The sequence below is a fragment of the Elioraea rosea genome, assembly GCF_007644105.1.
Lineage (GTDB): Bacteria > Pseudomonadota > Alphaproteobacteria > Acetobacterales > Acetobacteraceae > Elioraea_A > Elioraea_A rosea.
The window spans coordinates 134,768-156,983 of the sequence record NZ_VFAC01000003.1 but is presented as its reverse complement, the minus strand read 5'-3'; the positions used below and the strand labels follow the sequence as shown (position 1 = coordinate 156,983).

The following is a 22,216-nucleotide window of genomic DNA, read 5'->3' as shown; positions in this document are numbered from 1 at the left end:
TGGCGTGAGGCGCTCGGGGTGACGCGTCCGGCGGATCGCCGTGGCTCGTCACCCGGCAGGACCGTCTCTCAGCTCGAGCTGCCCTCGGCCGCCACCTGCTGCCGCGCCGTGACCAGCGCCTTGGCGTACTCCTCCTGCAACTCGGCCGTCGTCGCCGCGATGCCCGCGGCCGCGAGGTCGGAGGCGACCTTCTCGATCACGTCGTCATGGCCTGGCTTGCTGAAGTCGGCCGCCACCACCGTCTTGGCATAGGCCTCGGCATCGGCGCCGGACTTGCCGAGCCTGGAAGCAGCCCAGAGGCCGAACAGCCGGTTGCGCCGGGCCTGGGCGCGGAACTCCTGCTCCTGGTCGAGCTTGTACTTCGCCTCGAACCCCTTCTCACGGTCGGCGAAGGCATCGGTGCTCATCGTCATCTCCCCCACAAACACGGGCTTGGCGTGCTCGGCCCGGGTGTAGCAGAAGCACACGCCATGTGCACCGTGGTGATCAGCCACCGCCCCGATGCGGCCTGGCCCATCGCGATCGCGGCGAATCGCGACGAGATGCTCGACCGGCCGTGGGACCCTCCTGCCGCGCACTGGCCCGACCGGCCAGGCGTGGTCGGCGGCCGCGACAGGCTCGCGGGTGGAACCTGGATGGCGATGCGCGGCGGCACGGTCGCGGCCGTGCTGAACCGCCCGGGCTCGCTCGGGCCGGCGGAGGGCTTCCGCTCCCGCGGCGAGCTGCCGCTTCTGGCGCTCGGCCACGGCACGGCCGCGCGCGCCGCGGAGGCCATGGCGTCCCTGCCTGCGCGGGCCTGGCGGCCGTTCAACCTCGTGGTGGCGGACCGCGCCGGCGCCTGGCTGATCATCGGTGATGGCGACGGGACCCTCGCGGCCGCCCGGCTCGGCGAAGGGGTGAGCATGGTGACGTCCATAGGGTTGGACGAGGCCGGCACGCCCCGCGCGCGCCGCCACCTGCCGCGATTCCGCGCCCTTCCCCACCCGGCCCCCTCCACCGCCGACGCCTGGGCGGAGGCGCTTGGCGCGACCGATGCCGAGGCGGGGGCAGGACGGCGCGGCGGGCTGACCATCCCGCCGGACCTCGGCTACGGAACCGTCGCCGCGAGCCTCGTCTTCCTGCCGAGGGATGACACCCCGGCGGTCTGGCTGTTCGCCGCCGGCCCTGCCGGGGCGGCGCCGTTCCGGCCCGTGCCCCTTGCGCAGGAGGCGCGTTCGGCGCGAGCCTGACCCGATGACAAGGATCGCGCGGCGCGTTCTCGTTTTCTCTTTGCTCCTTGCCGGTGGCGCCCGCGCGCAGCCGCCCGACCGCGGCCCGGGGCAAGGCCAGGGCCAGGGACAAGGCCAGGGCCAGGGACGGAACTCCGGCCAGCGCCCGCCTTCCCAGGCACCAGCAGGCGCGGCGGAGCTCTCCCTCGTCTTCACGGCCACAGAGCAGGCGCGCATCACCGCCTGGCTGACCGCCAATGCCGGGGCGCTCCAGCCCTTGCCGCCGGGGATCGCGCGCAACCTTGCCCGCGGCAAGCCGCTGCCGCCAGGCATCGCGCGCCGCGCCGCGCCCCAGGGGCTGCTGTCGCAGCTCCTCCCGAGGCCTGGATACGAGGTTCTCGTGGTCGGCACCGCGGTCGTGCTTGCCCAATCGGGCAGCCTTCTCGTTCAGGACCTCGTGCGCGGCAGATAGCCGAGGACGACTGGACCACGCCCGGCGCGGGGCGGCCCTGCCGCAGCGCGGCGATGGCAGGGCTCCTGCCCCGTGCTATACCCCCGACCCTACGGGGACCCCGCGCTGACGGGGGAAGGAGTGTGTTTGCGATGGCCCGCCGAAGGCAGCTCTACGAAGGCAAGGCGAAGATCCTGTTCGAGGGGCCGGAACCCGGCACGCTCGTCCAGTACTTCAAGGACGACGCGACCGCCTTCAACGCCCAGAAGAAGGGTGTCATCACCGGCAAGGGCGTCCTGAACAACCGCATCAGCGAGTTCATCATGATGCGGCTCGCCGAGATCGGTGTGCCGACGCATTTCGTCCGCCGGTTGAACATGCGCGAGCAGCTGATCCGCGAGGTCGAGATCATCCCGCTCGAGGTCGTCGTGCGGAACGTCGCCGCAGGCTCGATGTCCACCCGCCTCGGCATCCCGGAAGGCACCGCCCTGCCGCGCTCGATCATCGAGTATTACTACAAGAACGACCAGCTCGGTGACCCCATGGTGGCCGAGGAGCACATCACCGCCTTCGGCTGGGCGTCGGTGCAGGACCTCGACGACATCATGGCGCTCGCGCTCAGGGTGAACGATTTCCTCACCGGCCTCTTTCTCGGCGTCGGCATCCGGCTCATCGACTTCAAGCTGGAGTTCGGCCGGCTCTGGGAGAACGAGGAGATGCGCATCGTGCTGGCCGACGAGATCTCGCCCGATTCGTGCCGGCTGTGGGACACCAAGACGAACGAGAAGCTGGACAAGGACCGGTTCCGGCGCGACCTCGGCAAGGTCGAGGAGGCCTACCAGGAGGTCGCCCGCCGTCTCGGCATCCTTCCCGAGGCCGGCACGCGCGACATGAAGGGCCCGGAGACCATGCAGTGAGCGGAACGCTCAAGGCCCGTGTGACAGTGATGCCCAAGTCCGGCGTGCTCGACCCCGAGGGCAAGGCGATCGCGCATGCGCTCGGCACGCTCGGCTTCGCCGGCGTCGAGGACGTGCGCGCGGGCAAGGTGATCGAGCTCGCGCTGGCCGAGACCGACCCCGCCAAGGCGAAGGCCGCCGCGGAGGAGATGGCGCGCAAGCTTCTGGCCAACAGCGTGATCGAGAGCTTCCGCGTCGAGATCGTCTGAGGCCCCGTCGATGGTGAAGGCCTCACTCCTCGTCTTCGTGGTGCTGACGGTGATCATCGCCTGGGCGCTGAAGCGGAGGCAGACGGCGCCGTCGCCGGCAGGGTTCGTCGCCAAGAAGCGGGCGGCCGTGCGGCTCTGGTTCGACGCCGCCGCCATCGCCGTCGTGGTTACGCTGGTGACGCTGATGGGCATGCACTGGCTAAGGCTTGGCACCTGGTGGAGCGGGTAGGATGGGCGCGCTGAAGGCAGGCATCGTCGTATTTCCGGGAACGAACCGCGAGCGCGACATGGCGATCGCGCTCGAGCGCGCCACGGGCCGCCGCCCCGCGATGCTCTGGCACCGCGACGCCGAACTCCCCGCCGGGCTCGACCTCGTGGTTCTGCCGGGCGGGTTCAGCCATGGCGACTACCTCCGCACCGGGGCGATGGCGGCGCATTCGCCGATCATGCGCGCCGTCGCTGCCCATGCGGGGCGCGGGGGCTTGACCCTCGGCGTGTGCAACGGGTTCCAGATCCTCTGCGAGGCGGGCCTGCTTCCGGGCGCGCTCCTGCGCAACGCCACGCTGCGCTTCCTTTCGATGGACTGCCTGATGCGCGTCGAGCGCACCGACACGGCCTTCACCGCGCATTACCAGCGCGGCCAGATCATCCGCGCGCCGATGGCGCATGGCGACGGCAACTACGTCGCTGACGAGGCGGTACTCGATCGGCTCGAGGGCGAGGGCCTGGTGGCGTTCCGCTACGTCAACGACAAGGGCGAGGCGGAGCCCGCGGCGGCGCTGAACGGGGCGGCGCGCTACATCGCTGGCATCTTCTCGGAAAACCGCCGCATCCTGGGCCTGATGCCCCACCCCGAGGACTTGGTGGACCCGCTGATGGGCGGCACCGACGGGCTGCCTCTGTTCGAGAGCCTGGCTTCGGCTGCCTAGCTCACCGTGTCGCCGATCACCTTCCAGGGATAGTCCGGCTCCACGTAGTCCTCCGCCTTCTGCCGCTTCGGCAGGACCACCTTCTCCCGCTTCGGCGACTTGTAGGGAATGTGGTTCAGGAGGTGGCGGATGATGTTCAGCCGTGCACGCCTCTTGTCGTCCGAATGCGCCACGTACCAGGGCGCCCAGGAACTGTCGCTCGCTGCGAACATCTCGTCGCGCGCGCGCGAGTACTCGTACCAGCGGCTGTAGCTCTTCAGGTCCATCGGCGAAAGCTTCCAGGTCTTGCGCCCGTCATTGATGCGCGCTTCGAGCCGCCGCGTCTGCTCCTCCATGCTCACCTCGAGCCAGTACTTCAGCAGGATGACGCCGCTGTCGACCACCGCCTTCTCGACCGCAGGCACCATCGCCAGGAACCTGGCCACCTGCTCATCGGTCGCGAATCCCATGACACGCTCGACGCCGGCGCGGTTGTACCAGGAGCGGTCGAAGATCACGATCTCACCCGCTGCCGGCAGATGCGGGATGTAGCGCTGCACGTACATCTGTGATTTCTCGCGCTCCGTCGGCGCGGGCAGCGCGACGACGCGGAACACGCGCGGGCTGACGCGCTCGGTGATCGCCTTGATGGTGCCGCCCTTGCCCGCCCCGTCACGCCCCTCGAAGACGACGCAGATCTTCGCGCCCGTCGCCTTGGTCCATTCCTGCAGCTTCACGAGCTCGACGTGCAGCTCGCGCAGCGCGGCCTCGTAGGCCTTGCGCGAAAGCGTGCCGTCGGGCTTGAAGCGCTCGTCGCGCGCGGGCGACTCCGCCGACGCGGCGGCCTCGCCGCCGCCGTTCCTGGCCTTGTCCTTTTCCTTCCGATGCTTCTTTGCCATGCGTCCTGCTCCCCTCAGTCGTCGCCGGTCACGCCATGATCGTGCTCGGCTACTCCATGAACCATGACCTGGATCAAGAACGTGTCCTGCAGGCAGGCAATGCCCCCCGTGCGCGCCCCTGCAGACGACAGAAGATTCGTCCTGACACCGTACCGAGGCGTATGATACGACTTCGCTTCATTCCTCCAGGACTGGGCCACAATCGCGTCGTCATGAGAAGAGCAGGATGATCGGTCGGTTGGTGTCCGGGCTGGTCGTGCTGCTCGTCGCAGGCTGCGCTCAGCCCGGTGGCACGCCTGCGGTGCAGCCGACCAAAATCGCTCTGCCCGCGACCGTCGGGCCGGATGACCTGGGACTGGATGCGCCGGTCGTTCCCCTGGCCACGCCGATCATCGCGGGGACGACACTGATCAACGCGAAGATGCGATTCTGCGACGAATTCTCCTTCGAGGGGTGGTTGCACGCCCGTCAGCTTCTGATAATGGAGCGGAACTGCGGCGATCTCTCGTACGCGATGGTCGATGCCCAATGGCAGCGGATTACGGCGACTGTGACGGAAGGTCCATATCGCGGAGCCATGCTGTCAGCCGAATGGACCGGTTCGGGTGCCATCCGGAACCGCCGCTTCCAGGATCCTCTGGTTTTGCCGACAACATCGGATGAGCAAGGCGCGCTCAGGGGGTTCGAAGGCCGGCTTTCGAGTGTTCTGGACCGGACACGCGGGCTGCTGGCGCAGGGCGAAACGATGACGGAGAATTTTGCCCTGCGAGGTGTAGCAGGGACCGGCCAGATAATCGTTCCCGTGCAATGCAGGGTCGAGGGCATGTCGAAGATCGGCCCGAACGACGTCGTCGTCTGGAGATGCGCGGCCGACTTGACTGTAAACCGCCAACGCAATGAGTCGGGCCAACGAGCGCTCAACGTGCGCCAAAGCGCTACGTCTTGGACCGCAAGTGACCTCAGGAGCGGCGTGACGCGTCGCGCGGTTACGCTCGTCGAGGGGCAGGGAGCCATCTCACTGGCGACGGGCAGGCATGACCTGCCCGTCACGATCCGTGGGCTCAGCCGCTTCCGGGCCGACTGAACCTCCTGCCCGCTTGACGCGGCGCGCTGCCCGTGGCCCCTCACGCGGGAAGACACGGAGAGCGCCCGAGTGACCACCGACACCCTGCCCCACGAGACCCTGGCCCGCCCGCGCGCCGCCGAGCTCGCCGCCGAATTCGGCCTGAAGCCCGACGAATTCGAGCGCGTGCTCGCCATCCTCGGGCGGGAGCCGAGCCTCACCGAGCTCGGCATCTTCTCGGTCATGTGGTCGGAGCACTGCTCCTACAAATCCTCCCGCGTCTGGCTGCGCGAGCTGCCCACCAAGGCGCCCTGGGTGATCCACGGGCCGGGAGAGAACGCGGGCGTGATCGCGATCGGCGATGGGCTCGCAGCTATCTTCAAGATGGAGAGCCACAACCACCCCTCCTTCATCGAGCCCTACCAGGGTGCGGCGACCGGCGTGGGTGGCATCCTGCGCGACGTGTTCACCATGGGAGCGCGGCCGGTCGCCAACCTCAACGCGCTCCGCTTCGGCAGCCCGGAGAACGCGCGCACCCGGCGCATCCTCGATGGCGTGGTGCGCGGCATCGGCGGCTACGGCAACTGCGTCGGCGTGCCCACCGTGGGCGGCGAGGTGAACTTCCACCCGGCCTATGACGGCAACCCGCTCGTCAACGCCATGACCGTCGGCATCGCCCCGGCCGATCGGATCTTCCTCTCGGCCGCGGCAGGCGTCGGCAACCCCGTCGTCTATGTCGGGTCGAAGACGGGTCGCGACGGCATCCATGGCGCGACCATGGCGTCAGCCGAGTTCGCCGCCGACGAGGGGGACGAGAAGCGCCCCACCGTGCAGGTGGGTGACCCCTTCACCGAGAAGCTGCTGATCGAGGCCTGCCTCGAGCTGATGGCGACGGACGCGATCGTCGCGATCCAGGACATGGGCGCGGCCGGCCTCACCTCCTCCTCCGTCGAGATGGCCGGCAAGGGCGGCGTCGGCATCGTTCTCGACCTCGACCACGTGCCCCAGCGCGAGACCGGGATGACCGCCTACGAGATGATGCTCTCGGAAAGCCAGGAGAGGATGCTGATGATCCTCCGCCCCGGCGCCGAGGAGCAGGCGCGCGCGATCTTCGAGAAATGGGAGCTCGACTTCGCCGTGGTCGGGCACCTGACCGACACGGGGATGATCGAGGTGCGCCACAAGGGGAGGACGGAGGCGATCATCCCGCTTGCCCCGCTGTCCGACCAGGCTCCCCTCTACCGTCGCCCGACCGAGGAGACGCCGAGACAGTCCCTGCTCGATGCCGCGACCGTGCCCGACCCGGTGGGGCTCGGGGCGGCGCTCGAGACACTCATCGCCTCGCCCGACCTCGCCTCCCGCGCGTGGATCTGGGACCAGTACGACAGCACCGTTGGCGGGCAGACGGTGAAGCGCCCGGGCGGGGCGGATGCCGCGGTGGTGAAGCTCGAGGGGCTCAGGCGCGCGCTCGCCATCACGACGGACTGCACACCACGCTACTGTGTCGCCGACCCGGAGCAGGGTGGCGCGCAGGCGGTGGCAGAGGCCTGGCGGAACATCACGGCGGTGGGCGCGCGGCCCCTCGCCATCACCGACAACATGAACTTCGGCAACCCCGAGCGGCCGCGCATCATGGGGCAGTTCGCCGGATGCGTGCGCGGCATGGCCGAGGCCTGCCGCGCGCTCGACTTCCCGGTCGTCTCCGGAAACGTCAGCCTCTACAACGAGACGGACGGCCGCGCGATCCTGCCCACGCCCGCGATCGGCGGCGTCGGCGTCCTCGAGGATGCCGCGCAGGCCGTCGGCCTTGCGCTGGCGCCAGGTCTCGATCTCGTGCTCGTGGGAGAGACGCGCGGGCATCTCGGCCAGTCCCTCTGGCTGCGCGAGATCGCCGGCCGCGAGGAGGGTGCGCCGCCGCCGGTGGACCTCCAGGCCGAACGCCGGAACGGCGATTTCGTCCGCGCCGCGATCCTCTCTGGCGCCGTCACCGCCTGCCATGACGTCTCCGATGGCGGGCTGCTCGTCGCGGTGGCCGAGATGGCGATGGCCTCAGGCACCGGCGCGGTGCTGCTTGCCTCGCCCGAGCGTGTGCCGGCGCATGGCTGGTGGTTCGGCGAGGATCAGGCGCGCTACGTCGTGGCCGTCGCCGATGGCGCGGCCTTCCTCGCCCGCGCGGCCGCAGCGGGGGTTCCCGCCAGGCATCTCGGCCGTACGGGGGGGCAGGAATTGACCTTGGCCGGCGTGTTCTCCATATCCGTCGAGAGGCTCCGCGCGGCGAACGCCGCCTGGCTGCCCGGACTGATGAAGGCGTGAGACAGGAGCAGCCGGAACCCCAATGGCAATGTCGGCTGGCGAGATCGAGGCGCTGATCCGGGCCTCCCTGCCCGACGCGCAGGTGACGATCGAGGACCTGCGCGGGGACGGCGACCACTATGCCGCGACAGTGGTTTCCGCCGCGTTCAAGGGAAAGTCGCGCGTCCAGCAGCACCAGATGGTCTATGCCGCGCTGCAGGGGCGCATGGGCGGGGCGCTGCACGCGCTTGCGCTGCAGACCTCGCCGCCGCAAGACTGAACCAAGCGCCCCCGCGCCAACACCCACGTGAAGGACCAAGCGATGTCCAACCCCGTGTTCGAGCGAATCCAGGCCGACATCACCGAGAACCCGGTGGTGCTGTACATGAAGGGCACCGCGATGTTCCCGCAGTGCGGCTTCTCCGCCCGCGTCGTGCAGATCCTCATGCACATGGGCGTGAAGTTCAAAGGCGTGAACGTGCTGGAGGACCCCGGCATCCGCGACGGCATCAAGCAGTTCACCAATTGGCCGACGATCCCCCAGCTCTACGTGAAGGGCGAGTTCGTCGGCGGCTGCGACATCGTCACCGAGATGTTCCAGTCGGGCGAGCTCGAGACGCTGCTCACCGAGAAGGGCGTCGAGGTGAAGCCGGCCGTCAGCTGAAGGCGGCACGCTTGAGCGCTGCAACGGGGGCGCCCCCGCAAGGGGGCGCCCCTTTCGTTTCGGTGGTGATCCCCGCCTACAACGTCGCGCCCTTCATCGGCGACGCGCTTGCCTCGCTCGCCGCGCAGACGATGGGAGAGTGGGAAGCGATCGTCGTCGATGACGGCTCGCGCGACGGCACGGCGGATGCGGTCGCCGCGTTCGGCGACGCGCGTGTGCGGCTCGTGGCGCAGGAGAATGCGGGCGTCTCGGCCGCGCGGAACCGCGGCATGGAGGAAGCGCGCGGCGAGGCGCTCTGCTTCCTCGACGCCGATGACTGGCTCGCCCCCGAGGCGCTCGCCCGGATGCGCGCGGCGCTCGGCGAAGGCGACGTCGCCGCCTACGGCGCCTATGCCTTCGTCCCGGAGGACGCGCATCCGGGTGCGACCCCGCTCTGGGTCAAGGACGGGCCGTTTCCTTCGGGCGACATCGTCGAGCCGCTCCTGGTGATGAACCTGTTCCACAATGGCGGGCACATGCTGATCCGCGCCGAGGCGGCGCGACGCGCGGGCGGGTTCCTGCCCGGCGTGCGCTTCGGCGAGGACTGGGAGTACTGGCTTCGGCTCGCCACCCTCGGCCGCTTCGCGACCGTTCCCGGTGCGGAACCGCTGCTCTATGTGCGGCAGCGTTCCTCCGGCGCCTATCTCCGGATGGCGACCGACCCCGCGAGCTTTGAGCCGGCGATGGACGCGATCTTCGCCAACCCCACGCTCGTCGCACGCTTCGGGCCCGAGCGCCTGGCAGCGATCCGCCGCCGCACGGAAGCGGAGAATGCCTGGATCGTCGGGCGCGAGCTCGTCCGCCACGGCAAGGGCGCGCAGGGCCGCCGCTGGATGCGCGCCTCGCTCGCGGCGGCGCCGAGCCTGAAGCGCGCAGCGGTCCTTGCCGCCGCGTACCTCCAGCCTCTGCTTCCGCGGGCGTTCGTGCCGCAGCTCGGGCGCTACGGGCGGTAGAGATCCGCCCGCGTCGGCGGCAGGCCGCTCGGCCCGCGCGCGCGCTTCGTCGCCACCGTCTGGAAGATCAGCGCCGTGCCGCGCGTGAAGGCGAGCGACACGCCGGCGAGGTAGAGAAGCCAGAGCCGCACCCGCGCCTCGCCGACCTCCGCCACCGCCTCCTCGCGACGCGCGGCGAGCCGTTCGGTCCAGAGACGCGTTGTTCGCGCATAGTGCTCGCGCCAGCCCTCGACGTCGTGCACCTCGAATCCAGCCCGTTCCAGCGAGGCAACGGTGTTGCCGATATGGTCGAGCTCGCCTCCCGGGAACACATAGTCGACGATCGCCTGGTACTCGGGGTTCTTGCGGCGGAACAGCCGCTCGCTCCGCTTCGCGGGCCGCGTGATCGCATGGTGCAGGTAGACGCCCCGCGGGCGCAGCAGCGCGCGCACGCCGGCGAAATAGGCCGGCGCATTGGCGAGCCCCACATGCTCGAACATGCCGATCGACGAGATCTTGTCGAAGCCCTCGGCTCGGTCTGGAAGCAGCGCGCGCCAGTCCTTGAGTTCGACCGTCACGCGGTCCTCGAGGCCCATCGCCGCGATGCGCGCGCGCGCCCCCTCGAACTGCTTCTCCGACAGCGTCACCCCATGCGCGCGCACGCCATGCTTCGCCGCGGCGTGGCAGACGAGCCCACCCCAGCCGCAGCCGATGTCGAGAAGCCGCTCGCCCGGCGCGAGGCGAAGCTTGCGGCAGATCATCTCGAGCTTCGCTTCCTGGGCCTCCTCGAGCGATGCCTCCCAGCTCGGGAAATAGGCGCAGGAATATTGCATCCTCGGATCGAGGAAGAGGCCGTAGAAGGCGTTCGAGAGGTCGTAGTGGAAGCGCACGAGCGCCGCGTCGTCGCGTCCCTTCCCGGCATGCTGGCCCTTAGCGCCGCGATAGGCGTGGCTGCGCGCCGCGTCGCCGCGGAGCGTCAGGAAGGGAAGCGCGAGCGACAGGAGCCGCGCCTTCGGCAGCCGCTTCCACAGCCCCTTCGTGCGTGCCGTTCCGCGACGGTCGGCGATGTCGAGAAGCGTTCCGCCGACGACATCGAGATCGCCCGACGCGACGAGCTCCACAACCGTGCGGATGCGCGGGCGGCGCAGGAGGCGCGCGATGGCCAGCGGCGAGTTCAGCGCGATCGCCACGCTGCCATCCGCCTCCGGCCCGAGCGGAAGCATCTCGCCGTTCCAGAGCCTGAGCGAAAGAGCGCTCGGCGCATGCTCTGCCGCGAGCCGCGCGAGGCCGCGGGCTGCCTTGAGAAGGTGGGCGTCGCTCACCACGGCGCCCCGAAACACAACGCGCCGAGCAGGTTCCCCCGCCCGGCGCGCCGAGACATCGTCGTGTCGCCCCGCGTCAGCGCGAGTAGAACTCGACCACCTGGTTCGGCTCCATCTGCACCGGGTAGGGCACATCGGAGAGCTTCGGGGCGCGCAGGTAGCGGCCCTTCATCGCGCGGTGATCGACCTCGAGATACTCGGGAACGTCGCGCTCGGTCGTCTGCGAGGCGTCGAGCACGGCGGCGAGTTGCTTCGACTTCTCCTTCACCTCGATGACGTCACCGTCCTTCACGAGGTAGCTCGAGATGTTCACACGCTTGCCGTTCACCTGGATGTGGCCGTGGTTCACGAACTGCCGGGCGGCGAAGGGGGTGATGGCGAACTTCAGGCGGTACACCACCGTGTCGAGCCGGCGCTCGAGCAGCTCGATCAGGTTCTCGGAGGTGTCGCCCTTGCGGCGCACGGCCTCCTCGTAATAGCGGCGGAACTGCCGCTCGCCGATGTTGCCGTAGTAGCCCTTGAGCCGCTGCTTCGCCATGAGCTGCGTGCCGAAATCGGTCGGCTTCTTGCGGCGCTGGCCATGCTGGCCGGGGCCGTAGTCGCGCTTGTTGATCGGCGACTTCGGCCGGCCCCACAGGTTCATGCCGAGGCGGCGGTTGATCTTGTACTTGCTTTCGGCGCGCTTGGTCATGCGCGACCCCTTTCGTCGTCTCTTCTGTGGCGCTGCCCGTCGCAGCCCCTTCTGTCCCGGTAGGCCCCATGCCAAACGGCAAAGGGCGGGCGCGGGCCACCAAGGGCCCGTCCACGTTCCCGGGAGTGCGGCGGGGTATGGCAGCGGCCCCCCCTCTTGTCAAATCGGAGGCTTGTCAAATCCGGGCCGCCTGCCGGACCGCCCCCTTGCCTGGCGCCGCGGCGCGGCCTAATGCCCCGGCATGATCACGCGAAGCGACATCCTCGTCCTCGGCCTTACCGCCGGGGTCATCGGCTCGGTCACGGGCGGGATGATGCTCGGCATCGGCATGGGGCTCGTCATCCAGGGCGCCCATGTCGGCTGGCTGCTCATCCTGCCGGGCGCGCCGCTCGGCGGCGTCATCGGCTACCTGCTCGCGAAACGCCTCGCCCGGCAGCTTCCGGAGCGCTGAGGCGCAAGTCATCCCAGGGCGCGGGGCAGGGCCAGCACCACGTCGGGCATCAGCGCGAGCGCAAGCAGCACGCACGCCATCGCCCCAAGCAGCGCCGGCAGGTGCCGGAAGCTCTCGCGCATCGGGATCCCCGCCACGCGGCAGGCGGCCATCAGGTCGATCCCGAGCGGCGGCGTGTTCGCCCCGATGGCGAGGTTCAGCGCAAGCAGGAGCCCGAAATGCACCGGGTCGATGCCGTAGCGCGGCAGCGTTGAGGACAGGATCGGCGCGAGAAGCAGGATGACCGCGATCGTCTCCATGAACGTGCCGAGCACGAGAAGCAGCGCCATGGCGAGAAGGATCACCACCGTCGGGTCGCGCGTCAGGCCGAGCAGCCAGGCCGTCACCACCTGTGGCGCCCCCATCGCGCCGAGCACCCAGCCGAACAACGAGGCGGTGGCGATCACGTAGAGGATCACGCCCGAGGTTTCCGCCGCGCGGCGAAGCTCGGCCCAGAGCAGCGCCGGCGTCAACGCGCGGGTGGCGATCACTCCCACCACGAGCGCATAGAGGCAGGCGACGGCGCCGGCCTCCGTCGCGGTGAAGATGCCGCCGCGGATGCCGCCGACGATGATCGCCGGCGCGCCGAGCGCAAGCAGCCCGACCCAGGCCCCCTCCTCCTCGACGAGCCCCTCGGCCTCCGCCGTGCCGCCCCAGCCCTCGCGGCGCGCCTTCCAGACGGAGACGGCCATCAGCGCCAGCCCCGCGAGCACGCCAGGCACGAGGCCGGCGGTGAAGAGCTGCCCGATCGACGTGCCGGTCGCGACGCCATAGACGATCATGACGATCGAGGGCGGGATGATCGTTCCGAGCGAGCCGGCGCAGCCGAGAAGCGCTGCCGAGAAGCCCGGCGGATACCCGGACCGTCGCATCGCCGGCAGAACGAGCGAGCCGATCGCCACCACGTCGGCAACGCCCGACCCCGACAGCGCGCCGAACAGCATGCAGGCGACGACCGCGACGGCGGCGAGCGCCCCTCGCCTCTGCCCGACGAGGGACAGCGCGAGCGCGACGATGCGCCCCGTGAGCCCCGCCGCCCCCATCAGCCCGCCCGCGAGGACGAAGAGCGGGATGGCAAGAAGCGGGAAGCTGTCGAGGCCGGCAACCATCTGCTGCGCGACGACGGGAAGCGGCGCGATGTCGTGAACGAGGATCGCCGCCATCGCCGCGATGCCGAGCGCGGAGGCGACCGGGATGTCGAACACGAGTGCCGCGGCGAAGGTGCCGAACAGCGTCGCGAGCGCGCCGCCCATCACCGGAACCGGTCGATCAGCCGTGCCGCCGCGCCGAACGCGATCAGCCCCAGCCCCGCAGCGCCGGCCCAGTAGAACGACGAGGCGGGCAGTCCGAGCGCCGTGGTCGTGCCGCTTCCGGCGATGCCGATGAACGTCACCGTCGCCCACACCGAGAGGCAGGCGAAGACGATGACGGCGATGTCTGCGAAGGCGGCGCCGAGGCGCGCTGCCCTGCCCTCGCCAAGGATAAGCGGCATCAGCCCTGCGGAGAGATGGCCGCCCCGCGCCTCCGCCCCGCCCGCGCCGAGGAAAGCCGCCCAGACGAGTAGCAGCCGCGGCAGCTCCTCCGCCCAGACGGGCGTGCGGCCGAACCCGTAGCGCGCTGCCACTGTCCACAGCACGGCCGCGGTGAAGAGGGCGGTGAGGAGGGCGGCAAGTCCGATCGCGGCCGAACCGATCGCGGCCGCGAGCCGCGCCATGTCAGTTCCGGTAGCGCTCGAGCAGCGCCATCAGCTCCGGCCCATAGATGCGGCCGAACTCGTCCCACACCGGCTTCACAGCGGCCATGAACGGCGCCTGGTCGACCTCCGTCACGGTCATGCCCTTGGCCTTCAGCTGCTCGATCGCCGCCGTGTCCGCCGCCTGGCTGTCGGCACGCTGCTTGGCGCCCCAGGTGGCGGCGGCCGAACGCAGCACGGCCTGGTCCTCGGCCGTCAGCCGCTGGAAGGCCGTGCGGGAGATCGCGAGCGCGGCCGGGCCATAGACATGGCCGGTCAGGGCGAGCTGCTTCTGCACCTCGAAGAACGAGGCCGACCAGATGATCGAGAGGGGGTTCTCCTGCGCGTCGAACACGCCCTGCTGGAGCGCCGAGTAGAGCTCCCCGAAGGCGAGCGGCGCAGGCTCCGCGCCGAGCGCCTTGAACGTTTCGAGGCGCATGCGGTCGGGCGTCACGCGGATCTTGAGGCCGCGCAGGTCCGCCGGCGTGCGCACCACCCTATCGCGCGTCGTCACGTGCCTCAGCCCCGTCTCCCACCACCCGAGGATGACGATGTTCTTCGCCTCCATCAGCTTGGCGAGCGCGGCGCCGAGCTCGCCGTCATAGGCGCGGTAGGCGTGCTGGCGCGACGGCCAGGTGTAGGGCAGCTCGACGATGCCCATCTTGGGCTCCACCGTCTGGAACGAGCCCGCACCGATCAGGCCCATCTGCACCGAGCCGAGCTGTAGCCCCTCGATCACGCGCGTCTCGGCGCCGAGCTGGCCGCCGGGGAAGACCTGGATCTTCACCCGCCCGGCCGTCCTCTGCTCCACCTCCTGGGCGAAGCCTGCGGCGTTGACGTGCCAGGAATGGCTCTCGGCAAGCACATGGCCAAGGCGGAGCGGCGCCTGGGCGAGGGCCGGCGTGATGGATGGCGCGACGCCTGCCGCGCCGAGCACGGCAACGGCGAAGAGCGAGCGGCGAATGGACATGGTTCGGTCCCCCCGGAAGCGTGTCGAGCGAGAGACTAGGCCGGCACGCCCTGCCCGGCCAGAGCCTCAGCTCGCGGTGATGCCCGCGGTGCGGATCAGCTCCGCCTTGTACGCGTAGTCGGCGGCGATGAAGGCGGCGAACTCGGCCGGCGTTCCGGCATGCACGGTGTAGCCGTTCGGCGCGAGATGCCGCTCGGCCACGGCGGGGGCCTGCATGGCTGCTCCAATATCGGCCGCGATGCGCGTGCGCAGCGCCTCTGGCGTGCCGGCGGGTGCGAGCATGCCGAACCACGTGCGCGGGTCAATCTGCGCGAAGCCCGCTTCGGCGAGCGTCGGCACCTCGGGAAGCTGCGGCAGGCGCGACGGCCGGCCGACGGCGAGCGCACGCAACGTTCCGGCGGCGAGATGCTCGCGCGAGGAGGCGACGCCGGCGAGCGTCATCTGCACCTCGCCAGCGATGGTGGCGAGCACGGCAGGCGTCAGCCCGCGATAGGGAACCTGCACGAGCTCGATGCCGGTCGCGGCCATCAGCGCGCCGAAAAGCAGATGCGGCTGGCTCGCCGTGCCGTAGCTGCCGAAATTGAGCACGCCCGGCCGCGCCTTCGCCGCGGCAACGAGCCCCGCCATGTCGCGTGCATCCACGGACGGGTGGACGAGAACCATCTGGTGCACGTCGACCAGATGCGTCACGGGCGCGAGGTCCTTCAGCGGGTCGTGCGGCAGCCCGCGGATCACATGCGGGTTGGAGGTGATGGAGTTGTCCGCCGTGAGCAGGAGCGTGTGCCCGTCCGGCGCGGCCTTGGCGACGATGTCGGTTCCCGGAACGGTCGATCCGCCGGGCCGGTTGTCGATCACCACCGCCTGTCCCCAGCGCGGCGAAAGCTCGACCGCCAGCGCGCGGCCGAGCGCGTCGAGCCCGCCGCCGGGCGGGAACGGCACGACGATGCGCACCTGCCTGTCGGGCCAACTGGCCTGCGCGCGCACCGCGAGCGCGGGTGCGGCGAGCGCGGAAGCAAGGGCGAAGCGGCGTGTCAGCATCGTCGTCTCCGTCACAGTCCGAGATGGTCGGATACGAGGCGCAGCGTCATAGCCGGCGCCTCGAGCTCGGGAAGGTGGCCGATGCCGGCGGGGTTCACCACGCGGGCATGCGTGCCGATCGCGGCGGCGATCGCATCGCCGATGGCGGGCGGGTTCACGCCGTCCTTCTCGCCGGTGAGAACAAGCGTCGGCGCGGCGATTCGCGCGGCGGCGTCTGCGACGATGTCCACCGCGTCCGTCGCGCGCGCGGCCTGCATCAGCCCGTGCGGGTTGGTTGCCGAGAGCATCGTCTGCACGAGGTCCTGCACGACCGTTCCCGTTCCGGGGGCGACGAGGGCCTGCCAGCGCGTCCGCCCGAGCGCCACGCCGCCCTCGGCCACGCTTGCCGCTCGGCGCGCGAGCATCTCGCCCCGCTCGGCATCGCTTTTCCAGCGCTGGCCGCGCGAGGCGCCGATCAGCACGAGCTTCGCCACGCGCGCCGGGTGCCGCGCGGCGAGCATCGCCGCCGTCATCGCCCCGAAGCTCGAGCCCACCACATGCACAGTCCCCTCGATGCCGCGCGCATCGAGGAAGGCAGCCGCGGCATCGGCATAGTCCTCCGCCCGCGGCGCGTCGGCGGAGAACGGATCCGAGAGGAAATAGCCAGGCGCGTTGGGTGCAACGATGCGCGCATGCCGCGAGAGGCCGGCGAACAGGAAGCGGAAGCACACGCTCGAGGCGCCGATGCCGTGCAGGCAGAGCACCACCGGTCCCGCCTCGCCCGCCTCCATGTAGGACGCACGCGGGCCGGAGAGGCCGAGCCGCGCGGCATCGAGCTCGGCGAAGCGGAGATCGGGAAGCGGGAGAATGGACGTGCCGTCAGGATGCGTGCGCATCGGGATCCTTCTCGTCGAGCATCGCCTCGAGCATGTCGGGCTCCACGCGGCCGCGGATGCGGCGGCCGCGCGCGAGCTCGGTGACGATTCCGTGCAGCGTCCGCAGCTCCTGCTCCGTCACCTCGCCGCGCTGGAAGAGGGCGCGGATGTTGCGGATCATGCCGGGCCGCTTCTGCTGGTTGCGCAGGAAGCCGCAGGCATCGAGCTCCGAGACGAGGTGGCGGAAGAAGTTCTCGAGCTCGTCCTTCGACGCGACGCGCGTCTCGTTCGTCACGAGCCGCGCGGGCGGTGTGGGGTCGCCGGAGGTCCACCACTCATACGCCATCACCATCACGGCCTGGGCGAGGTTCATCGAGTTGAAGGCCGGGTTGAGCGGGATCTGCACGAGCGTGTCGGCATGCGCGAGATCGTCGGCCAGAAGCCCCGCGCGCTCAGGCCCAAACAGGATGCCGGTGCGCAGGCCCCGCGCGGCGGCGTCGCGCAGCGCCGAGGCGGCGCCGCGTGCCGTCATAGTCTCGACGATGACGTGGCGCGGGCGCGGGCAGGTTGCGAAGACGCGCTCGCGGTCGGCCACCGCATCGGCGAGCGTCTCGTGCAGCGTCGCGGCCTCGAGGATGCGATCCGCGCCCGAGGCCATGCGCCAGGCCTTCTCCAGCGGCCAGCCATCGCGCGGCGCGACGAGGCGCAGATGGAACAGCCCGCCATTGGCCATGGCACGCGCTGCGGCGCCGATGTTCTCGGCAAGCTGCGGGCGAACGAGGATGACGGCGGGCGTATTCTCGCCCACCGGCCCGATCTCCGCCCCGCCCTCTCGACCCGTCATGGGCCGAGGGGGTTAGGGCGGTATCAGCGGGAGGTCAACCGCCGAGGCGGCGGAGCATCTCGCGCATCTGGGCGATCTCGGCCTCCTGGGCCTTGACGATCTCCTCGGCGAGCTTCCTCACCTCCGGATCGCGGCCGTAGCGGAGAACGATGCGTGCCATGTCGATCGCGCCCTGGTGGTGCGGGATCATCCCGGCGATGAAGTCGCGATCGGCGTCGCCGCTGTAGGGGATGTCCATGTCGCGGTGCATCTTCTCGTTGGCCTCGCGATAGGCGCGGGTGGAGGCAGGCTCCTGCGCAGCAACCGGCGCAGCCGCATGGCCATGATGCCCGTGGCCGGCCTGGGCGAGGGTCATCCGGTGAGCGGGTCCGTGATCGGCCGAGGCAGCGCCTGCGGCAAGTACGAAGGCAGCGGCGAGTGCGGTGCGAGCGAGACTCATGCTGGGTCTTCTCCCTTTCATCCAGCGAGATGCGACAGTCCCTTGGCCAGCGAGTAGACGCCGGCGAGGGCGATGACGACGACGGAGATCCAGGGCAGCTTGCGAGCGAAGCCGCTGTCCCCGCCGATGCGCGAGAGCCCGAACGCGGCAGCGAGGCCGACGCCGACGAGCACGGCGGCGAGGCCGAGGCTGAACGCCGCGACGGTGAGGATGCCGATGGCCGCCGCGCCGGCCTGCATCGACAGGATCAGCACGGGCACCGCGGCCGGGCACGGCACGAGCCCGCCGGAGAAGCCGACGGCGATCACCTGGCGCGTCGTCGCGACCTGGCCGTCCTGCCAGACGACACGATGCGAATGCCCGTGGTGATGGTCGTGGTGATGGTCGTGGTGGTGGTCGTTGTGGTGGTCGTGGTGGTGGTCGTGGTCGTCGTGATCGTGGTGGTGCTCGCCGCCACGGCGCAGGCGCGAGCCCATCCAGGCCGCGACCGCGAGCACGGCGAGGCCGCCAGCCGCCTGCAGCCACGGGATCGCGCGTTCGGCGATCAGCATGTCGCCGAGCCAGATGCCGAGAAGGGCGAGCAGCCAGACGATCAGGGAGTGCGCGACGGCGGCGGAGAGGCCGAGCAGCGTCGCCTGCCCCGCCGTGCCGCGGGAGGCGACGATGAAGCCCGCCATCATCGTCTTGGCATGGCCCGGCTCGAGCGCGTGCAGCGCACCGAGCGCGAAGGCGACCGGAAGATAGGCGAGCGCCGCGCCCTGGCCCTGGGCAAGAAGCGCGGCGAAATCCATCGCGTCGGCCTTACAGGTACTTCGCGATCTCGCGAAACTCCGCGAGCGCGGCCTCGGCCTTGCCTTCCTCGACGGCACGGTCGAGGCAATGGTCGATATGGTCCTGGATCAGCGTGCGCTTGGCCGCGGTGATCGCCTTCTCGACGGCGGAGAGCTGCTGCGCGAGATCGAGGCAGGCTCGCCCGTCCTCGATCATCCCGATCACCGAGCGGAGATGGCCCTCGACGCGGCGGAGCCGCTTGACGACCTGGTCGTGCGAGGCATGGCGGATGCCCTTCGACATTCCGTCACCCTATCCCCCCGGAGGGGATATGTCGAGCCTCAGCCGCCTGCCGCGCCCTCGCGCATCAGGAGATAGGTGATGGCATCGCCGAGCGCGCCGAACGAGGCCTCGATGACGTTGCCCGAGACGCCCACGGTCGACCAGCGCGCGCCGGTGGCGTCCTCGCTCTCGATCATCACGCGGGTGACCGCCGCCGTCGCCTGGTCGGGCGCGAGGATGCGCACCTTGTAGTCGACGAGGCGGAGTGCCGCGACCTCGGGGTAGTGCGGCAGGAGCGCCTTCCTCAGCGCCGCGTCGAGCGCGTTCACCGGGCCGTTGCCCTCGGCGACGGTCAGGACGCGCTCGCCGCGCACGACGATCTTCAGCGTCGCCTCCGAGAGCGGCTCCTCCCCCTCGCCGCGCCGCTCGACCAGCGTTCGGAACGATTCGAGGTGGAAATACTCTGGCACGGTGCCGAGGACCTTGCGCGCGAGCAGCTCGAACGACGCCTCCGCCCCGTCATAGGCATAGCCCTGGAACTCGCGCGCCTTCACCTCGTCGAGGATGCGCTTGATCCGCCTGTCATCGGGGTCGATGTCGATGCCGACATCGCGCAGGCGGGAGAGGATGTTCGACCGCCCCGCCTGGTCCGACACGACGATGTGGCGGCGGTTGCCGACGCGGTCGGGCGAGATGTGCTCGTAGGTCGCCGGGTCGCGCTCGACCGCGCTGACATGCAGGCCGCCCTTGTGGGCGAAGGCGCTCTCGCCGACGAAGGCCGCCCCCCGTGCGGGCGCGCGGTTCAGCCTCTCGTCGAGCATGCGCGAGAGCTTGGTCAGCCCCCGAAGCCCGTCCTCGGTGATACCCGTCTCGTAGCCCATCTTCAGCATCAGGTTCGGGATGATGCTGATGAGGTTGGCGTTGCCGCAGCGTTCGCCGATGCCGTTGATCGTCCCCTGCACCTGGCGCACGCCGGCCCGCACGGCGGCAAGCGTGTTGGCCACGCCATTCTCGGTGTCGTTGTGGCCGTGGAAGCCGAGATGCTCGCCGGGGATGTGGCGTGCGACCTCGGCGACGATCGCCTCCACCTCGTCTGGCAGCGTTCCGCCATTAGTGTCGCACAGCACGATCCAGCGCGCCCCTGCCTCGTGCGCGGTGTTGATGGCCTTCAGCGCGTAGTCGCGATTGCGCTTGTAGCCGTCGAAGAAGTGCTCGGCGTCGAACATCGCCGTCTCGGCCCGCCGCGCCGCCTCGGCGACGCTGTCGGCGATCATCGCGAGGTTCTCCTCGAGCGACACGCCGAGCGCGATCTCCGCGTGATAGTCCCACGTCTTGCCGACCAGCGTGACGATCGGCGTGTTCGCTGCGAAGATCGCGGCGAGGCCCGGGTCGTTCGAGGCGCTTCGGCCGGCGCGCCGCGTCATGCCGAAGGCCGACAGCTTCGCGCGCTTCATCGCAGGCGGTGCGGCGAAGAACGCATCGTCGATCGGGTTCGCGCCGGGCCACCCGCCCTCCACCGTATCGACACCGAAGGCATCGAGGGCGCGGGCGATCGCCTGCTTGTCGGCAACGCCCCAATCGATGCCCTGCATCTGCTGCCCGTCGCGCAGCGTGCAGTCGTAGAGGTGGATCCGCGCCCCACTCACGACGCGCGCCTCCAGGTCGTGCCGTCCCTGGTGTCCTCGAGCACGATGCCTTTCGCGAGAAGCTCGGCGCGGATACGGTCGGCTTGCGCGAAGTCGCGCGCGCGGCGTGCGGCGAGGCGGGCCTCGATCGCCGCCTCGATCTCGGCCGCATCGCCGCCCGCGCCCTGCCGCCATGTTCTCGGATCGCTGCCGAGCATGCCGAGCACCGAGGCGGCGCGGCGAAGCGCTGTGACCGCCTCGCCCGGGATGAGATCACGCTTCCGGTCCATCCGCGCGAGCACGGCAGTCGCCGAACCGCCCGCGGCATCGATGTTGGCGAGGGTGCGGAGGTCGTGCAGGCGCGAGAGGGCGAGCGGCGTGTTCAGGTCATCGAGCAACGGCGCGAGCGCCCAGTCCACCAGCTCGGCTGCATCCTCGGTGTCCCGCTCGGGATTGCCGGCGGTAGCGAACAGCGGCGTATAGAAATCATCGAGCTCGGCCTTCGCCTCCGCAAGCCGCTCGCGCGAATAGTCGAGCGGCATGCGGTAATGCGTCTTGAGCAGGAGCAGCCGGAACGCCGCGCCAGCCCACGGCCCCTCGGCAAGGATGTCGGAGACGGTGAGGAAATTGCCCAAGGATTTCGACATCTTCTCGCCCGCCACGAGAAGCATGCCGTTGTGCATCCAGAGGCGCGCGAAGCCGCTTCCCGGGAAGGCGCAGAGCGACTGCGCGACCTCGTTCTCGTGGTGGGGAAAGATCAGGTCGAGCCCGCCGCCATGGATGTCGAAATCCGCGCCGAGCTCCTTCCAGCTCATCGCCGAGCACTCGATGTGCCAGCCGGGGCGGCCGCGCCCCCAGGGGCTCGGCCAGCCTGGCTGGTCGTCGGAGGACGGCTTCCACAGGACGAAATCCGACGGCGCCTTCTTGTACGGCGCGACCTCGACACGCGCGCCGGCCTCCATCTCCTCGACGGAACGATTCGACAGCGCACCGTATTTCGGGAAACTCGGCACGTCGAACAGCACGTGCCCGTCGGCCGCGTAGGCGTGGCCGTTGGCGATCAGCCGTTCGATCAGCGCGATCATCTCGGCGATCGTCTCGGTCGCGCGCGGCTCGATGTCGGGCGGCAGGGCACCGAGGGCCGCCATGTCCTCGTGGAACCAGCGCGTCGTCCGCTCGGTCACCGCCTCGATCGTTTCCCCGCCTTCGCGCGCGGCGTTGATGATCTTGTCCTCCACGTCCGTGATGTTCCGGACATAGGTCACGCGCGGATAGAGGCGGCGGAGAAGCCGCACCAGGACGTCGAACACCACGACCGGCCGCGCATTGCCGAGATGGGCGCGGTCATACACGGTCGGGCCGCACACGTAGAGGCGCACGTGATCGGGGTCGAGGGGCTGGAAGCGTTCCTTCCGCCGCGTGCCGGAGTTGTAGAGGGTGAGCTCGGTCATCGTTCCGTCCGGTGGGCCTTGGCCCGTATGGGTCACACGCGCGGTCTGGTCAAACCTTTGGTCTGATCAGATGGGGCAACGACACC

27 protein-coding genes are annotated in these 22,216 nt (G+C 70.1%); 12 read left to right on the top strand and 15 right to left on the bottom strand.

The features are described 5' to 3' along the window. Positions 1–68 precede the first annotated feature (68 nt). Positions 69–407 (bottom strand): DUF1476 domain-containing protein, encoded by a 339-nt coding sequence (locus tag FIF60_RS03905; RefSeq protein ID WP_144184036.1) that lies wholly within the window; start codon positions 405–407, stop codon positions 69–71. Positions 408–470: 63 nt separating this feature from the next. On the opposite strand from FIF60_RS03905, the gene FIF60_RS03900 reads away from it, so the two are divergent. The 6 genes from FIF60_RS03900 (at position 471) to purQ (ending at position 3,753) form a co-directional block, all read left to right on the top strand. After that, the gene (locus tag FIF60_RS03900) at positions 471–1,229 is read left to right on the top strand and encodes an NRDE family protein (protein WP_144184034.1); all 759 of its coding nucleotides are present in this window, start codon (positions 471–473) and stop codon (positions 1,227–1,229) included. 4 nt (positions 1,230–1,233) lie between these two features. After that, positions 1,234–1,680, top strand: coding sequence for an anti-virulence regulator CigR family protein (locus FIF60_RS03895; protein WP_144184031.1), 447 nt, complete (start codon positions 1,234–1,236; stop codon positions 1,678–1,680). Between the two features lie 131 nt (positions 1,681–1,811). Then, complete coding sequence (gene purC / locus FIF60_RS03890) at positions 1,812–2,576, top strand: phosphoribosylaminoimidazolesuccinocarboxamide synthase (RefSeq protein WP_144184029.1); 765 nt, start codon at positions 1,812–1,814, stop codon at positions 2,574–2,576. Then, complete coding sequence (gene purS, locus FIF60_RS03885; RefSeq protein WP_275426709.1) at positions 2,573–2,824, top strand: phosphoribosylformylglycinamidine synthase subunit PurS; 252 nt, start codon at positions 2,573–2,575, stop codon at positions 2,822–2,824. Before purC ends, purS begins: the two co-directional genes overlap by 4 nt. A 10-nt stretch (positions 2,825–2,834) precedes the next feature. Then, a complete protein-coding gene (locus FIF60_RS03880) occupies positions 2,835–3,053 on the top strand; it encodes a hypothetical protein (protein WP_144184027.1) in 219 nt (72 codons plus the stop codon). Positions 3,054–3,063: 10 nt separating this feature from the next. After that, positions 3,064–3,753 carry a phosphoribosylformylglycinamidine synthase subunit PurQ gene (gene purQ / locus FIF60_RS03875; RefSeq protein WP_144184230.1) on the top strand — a complete coding sequence of 230 codons (690 nt, stop codon included), beginning with the start codon at positions 3,064–3,066 and terminating at the stop codon, positions 3,751–3,753. Here the strand turns inward: purQ and ppk2 are convergent. After that, entirely contained in the window at positions 3,750–4,631 is an 882-nt protein-coding gene (gene ppk2 / locus FIF60_RS03870; RefSeq protein ID WP_144184025.1) for a polyphosphate kinase 2, read from the bottom strand. The genes purQ and ppk2 overlap by 4 nt on opposite strands. A 226-nt stretch (positions 4,632–4,857) precedes the next feature. Between ppk2 and FIF60_RS03865 the strand changes: the two genes are divergently transcribed. From FIF60_RS03865 to FIF60_RS03845, 5 genes are all read left to right on the top strand, one after another. Then, positions 4,858–5,715 carry a hypothetical protein gene (locus tag FIF60_RS03865; RefSeq protein WP_144184023.1) on the top strand — a complete coding sequence of 286 codons (858 nt, stop codon included), beginning with the start codon at positions 4,858–4,860 and terminating at the stop codon, positions 5,713–5,715. Positions 5,716–5,814: 99 nt separating this feature from the next. Continuing rightward, positions 5,815–8,007 (top strand): phosphoribosylformylglycinamidine synthase subunit PurL, encoded by a 2,193-nt coding sequence (purL, locus tag FIF60_RS03860; protein ID WP_144184228.1) that lies wholly within the window; start codon positions 5,815–5,817, stop codon positions 8,005–8,007. Positions 8,008–8,029: 22 nt separating this feature from the next. Next, complete coding sequence (locus FIF60_RS03855) at positions 8,030–8,266, top strand: BolA family protein (protein WP_129255844.1); 237 nt, start codon at positions 8,030–8,032, stop codon at positions 8,264–8,266. Between the two features lie 42 nt (positions 8,267–8,308). Further along, positions 8,309–8,650, top strand: coding sequence for a Grx4 family monothiol glutaredoxin (grxD, locus tag FIF60_RS03850; RefSeq protein WP_144184021.1), 342 nt, complete (start codon positions 8,309–8,311; stop codon positions 8,648–8,650). A gap of 11 nt (positions 8,651–8,661) precedes the next feature. Beyond that, a complete protein-coding gene (locus tag FIF60_RS03845) occupies positions 8,662–9,642 on the top strand; it encodes a glycosyltransferase family 2 protein (RefSeq protein ID WP_158639055.1) in 981 nt (326 codons plus the stop codon). Here the strand turns inward: FIF60_RS03845 and FIF60_RS03840 are convergent. Beyond that, positions 9,630–10,943 (bottom strand): SAM-dependent methyltransferase, encoded by a 1,314-nt coding sequence (locus FIF60_RS03840; protein WP_204251097.1) that lies wholly within the window; start codon positions 10,941–10,943, stop codon positions 9,630–9,632. The two genes, FIF60_RS03845 and FIF60_RS03840, sit on opposite strands and share 13 nt — an antisense overlap. A 76-nt stretch (positions 10,944–11,019) precedes the next feature. Beyond that, positions 11,020–11,634 (bottom strand): 30S ribosomal protein S4, encoded by a 615-nt coding sequence (gene rpsD, locus FIF60_RS03835; protein WP_144184015.1) that lies wholly within the window; start codon positions 11,632–11,634, stop codon positions 11,020–11,022. Positions 11,635–11,875: 241 nt separating this feature from the next. On the opposite strand from rpsD, the gene FIF60_RS03830 reads away from it, so the two are divergent. Next, the gene (locus tag FIF60_RS03830; RefSeq protein WP_144184013.1) at positions 11,876–12,085 is read left to right on the top strand and encodes a hypothetical protein; all 210 of its coding nucleotides are present in this window, start codon (positions 11,876–11,878) and stop codon (positions 12,083–12,085) included. An 8-nt stretch (positions 12,086–12,093) separates the two neighbouring features. On the opposite strand, the gene FIF60_RS03825 is transcribed toward FIF60_RS03830, so the two are convergent. From FIF60_RS03825 to cysS, 11 genes are all read right to left on the bottom strand, one after another. After that, positions 12,094–13,377 carry a TRAP transporter large permease gene (locus tag FIF60_RS03825; RefSeq protein ID WP_144184011.1) on the bottom strand — a complete coding sequence of 428 codons (1,284 nt, stop codon included), beginning with the start codon at positions 13,375–13,377 and terminating at the stop codon, positions 12,094–12,096. Further along, entirely contained in the window at positions 13,377–13,838 is a 462-nt protein-coding gene (locus FIF60_RS03820) for a TRAP transporter small permease (RefSeq protein ID WP_144184009.1), read from the bottom strand. Before FIF60_RS03820 ends, FIF60_RS03825 begins: the two co-directional genes overlap by 1 nt. A 1-nt stretch (position 13,839) precedes the next feature. Then, complete coding sequence (locus FIF60_RS03815; RefSeq protein WP_144184007.1) at positions 13,840–14,826, bottom strand: TRAP transporter substrate-binding protein; 987 nt, start codon at positions 14,824–14,826, stop codon at positions 13,840–13,842. A 66-nt stretch (positions 14,827–14,892) separates the two neighbouring features. Continuing rightward, positions 14,893–15,864: a Bug family tripartite tricarboxylate transporter substrate binding protein gene (locus tag FIF60_RS03810; protein WP_144184005.1), complete on the bottom strand. Its 972-nt coding sequence runs from the start codon at positions 15,862–15,864 to the stop codon at positions 14,893–14,895. An 11-nt stretch (positions 15,865–15,875) separates the two neighbouring features. Continuing rightward, the gene (locus FIF60_RS03805; RefSeq protein ID WP_144184003.1) at positions 15,876–16,739 is read right to left on the bottom strand and encodes an alpha/beta fold hydrolase; all 864 of its coding nucleotides are present in this window, start codon (positions 16,737–16,739) and stop codon (positions 15,876–15,878) included. Continuing rightward, the gene (locus FIF60_RS03800) at positions 16,723–17,562 is read right to left on the bottom strand and encodes an RNA methyltransferase (protein WP_144184001.1); all 840 of its coding nucleotides are present in this window, start codon (positions 17,560–17,562) and stop codon (positions 16,723–16,725) included. The genes FIF60_RS03805 and FIF60_RS03800 overlap by 17 nt, the downstream gene beginning before the upstream one ends. A 34-nt stretch (positions 17,563–17,596) precedes the next feature. After that, the gene (gene copM, locus FIF60_RS03795; RefSeq protein ID WP_144183999.1) at positions 17,597–18,001 is read right to left on the bottom strand and encodes a CopM family metallochaperone; all 405 of its coding nucleotides are present in this window, start codon (positions 17,999–18,001) and stop codon (positions 17,597–17,599) included. A gap of 17 nt (positions 18,002–18,018) precedes the next feature. Further along, on the bottom strand, positions 18,019–18,792 hold the full coding sequence (locus tag FIF60_RS03790) for a HoxN/HupN/NixA family nickel/cobalt transporter (RefSeq protein WP_144183997.1): 774 nt from the start codon (positions 18,790–18,792) through the stop codon (positions 18,019–18,021). A gap of 10 nt (positions 18,793–18,802) precedes the next feature. Beyond that, complete coding sequence (locus FIF60_RS03785) at positions 18,803–19,075, bottom strand: metal-sensing transcriptional repressor (RefSeq protein WP_144183995.1); 273 nt, start codon at positions 19,073–19,075, stop codon at positions 18,803–18,805. Between the two features lie 38 nt (positions 19,076–19,113). Further along, positions 19,114–20,700 (bottom strand): citramalate synthase, encoded by a 1,587-nt coding sequence (gene cimA, locus FIF60_RS03780; RefSeq protein WP_144183993.1) that lies wholly within the window; start codon positions 20,698–20,700, stop codon positions 19,114–19,116. Next, a complete protein-coding gene (cysS, locus tag FIF60_RS03775) occupies positions 20,697–22,130 on the bottom strand; it encodes a cysteine--tRNA ligase (protein WP_144183991.1) in 1,434 nt (477 codons plus the stop codon). The genes cimA and cysS overlap by 4 nt, the downstream gene beginning before the upstream one ends. Positions 22,131–22,216: the final 86 nt, after the last annotated feature.

Coding starts and splice junctions, on each gene's coding strand:
- FIF60_RS03800 (WP_144184001.1), bottom strand. CDS start 17,562: ATGACGGGTCGAGAGGGCGGGGCGGAGATCGGGCCGGTGGGCGAGAAT.
- grxD (WP_144184021.1), top strand. CDS start 8,309: ATGTCCAACCCCGTGTTCGAGCGAATCCAGGCCGACATCACCGAGAAC.
- ppk2 (WP_144184025.1), bottom strand. CDS start 4,631: ATGGCAAAGAAGCATCGGAAGGAAAAGGACAAGGCCAGGAACGGCGGC.
- FIF60_RS03865 (WP_144184023.1), top strand. CDS start 4,858: ATGATCGGTCGGTTGGTGTCCGGGCTGGTCGTGCTGCTCGTCGCAGGC.
- copM (WP_144183999.1), bottom strand. CDS start 18,001: ATGAGTCTCGCTCGCACCGCACTCGCCGCTGCCTTCGTACTTGCCGCA.
- FIF60_RS03905 (WP_144184036.1), bottom strand. CDS start 407: ATGAGCACCGATGCCTTCGCCGACCGTGAGAAGGGGTTCGAGGCGAAG.
- cysS (WP_144183991.1), bottom strand. CDS start 22,130: ATGACCGAGCTCACCCTCTACAACTCCGGCACGCGGCGGAAGGAACGC.
- FIF60_RS03895 (WP_144184031.1), top strand. CDS start 1,234: ATGACAAGGATCGCGCGGCGCGTTCTCGTTTTCTCTTTGCTCCTTGCC.
- FIF60_RS03810 (WP_144184005.1), bottom strand. CDS start 15,864: ATGCTGACACGCCGCTTCGCCCTTGCTTCCGCGCTCGCCGCACCCGCG.
- purC (WP_144184029.1), top strand. CDS start 1,812: ATGGCCCGCCGAAGGCAGCTCTACGAAGGCAAGGCGAAGATCCTGTTC.
- FIF60_RS03790 (WP_144183997.1), bottom strand. CDS start 18,792: ATGGATTTCGCCGCGCTTCTTGCCCAGGGCCAGGGCGCGGCGCTCGCC.
- rpsD (WP_144184015.1), bottom strand. CDS start 11,634: ATGACCAAGCGCGCCGAAAGCAAGTACAAGATCAACCGCCGCCTCGGC.
- FIF60_RS03880 (WP_144184027.1), top strand. CDS start 2,835: ATGGTGAAGGCCTCACTCCTCGTCTTCGTGGTGCTGACGGTGATCATC.
- FIF60_RS03785 (WP_144183995.1), bottom strand. CDS start 19,075: ATGTCGAAGGGCATCCGCCATGCCTCGCACGACCAGGTCGTCAAGCGG.
- FIF60_RS03830 (WP_144184013.1), top strand. CDS start 11,876: ATGATCACGCGAAGCGACATCCTCGTCCTCGGCCTTACCGCCGGGGTC.
- FIF60_RS03900 (WP_144184034.1), top strand. CDS start 471: ATGTGCACCGTGGTGATCAGCCACCGCCCCGATGCGGCCTGGCCCATC.
- FIF60_RS03820 (WP_144184009.1), bottom strand. CDS start 13,838: ATGGCGCGGCTCGCGGCCGCGATCGGTTCGGCCGCGATCGGACTTGCC.
- FIF60_RS03855 (WP_129255844.1), top strand. CDS start 8,030: ATGGCAATGTCGGCTGGCGAGATCGAGGCGCTGATCCGGGCCTCCCTG.
- FIF60_RS03805 (WP_144184003.1), bottom strand. CDS start 16,739: ATGCGCACGCATCCTGACGGCACGTCCATTCTCCCGCTTCCCGATCTC.
- FIF60_RS03815 (WP_144184007.1), bottom strand. CDS start 14,826: ATGTCCATTCGCCGCTCGCTCTTCGCCGTTGCCGTGCTCGGCGCGGCA.
- FIF60_RS03825 (WP_144184011.1), bottom strand. CDS start 13,377: ATGGGCGGCGCGCTCGCGACGCTGTTCGGCACCTTCGCCGCGGCACTC.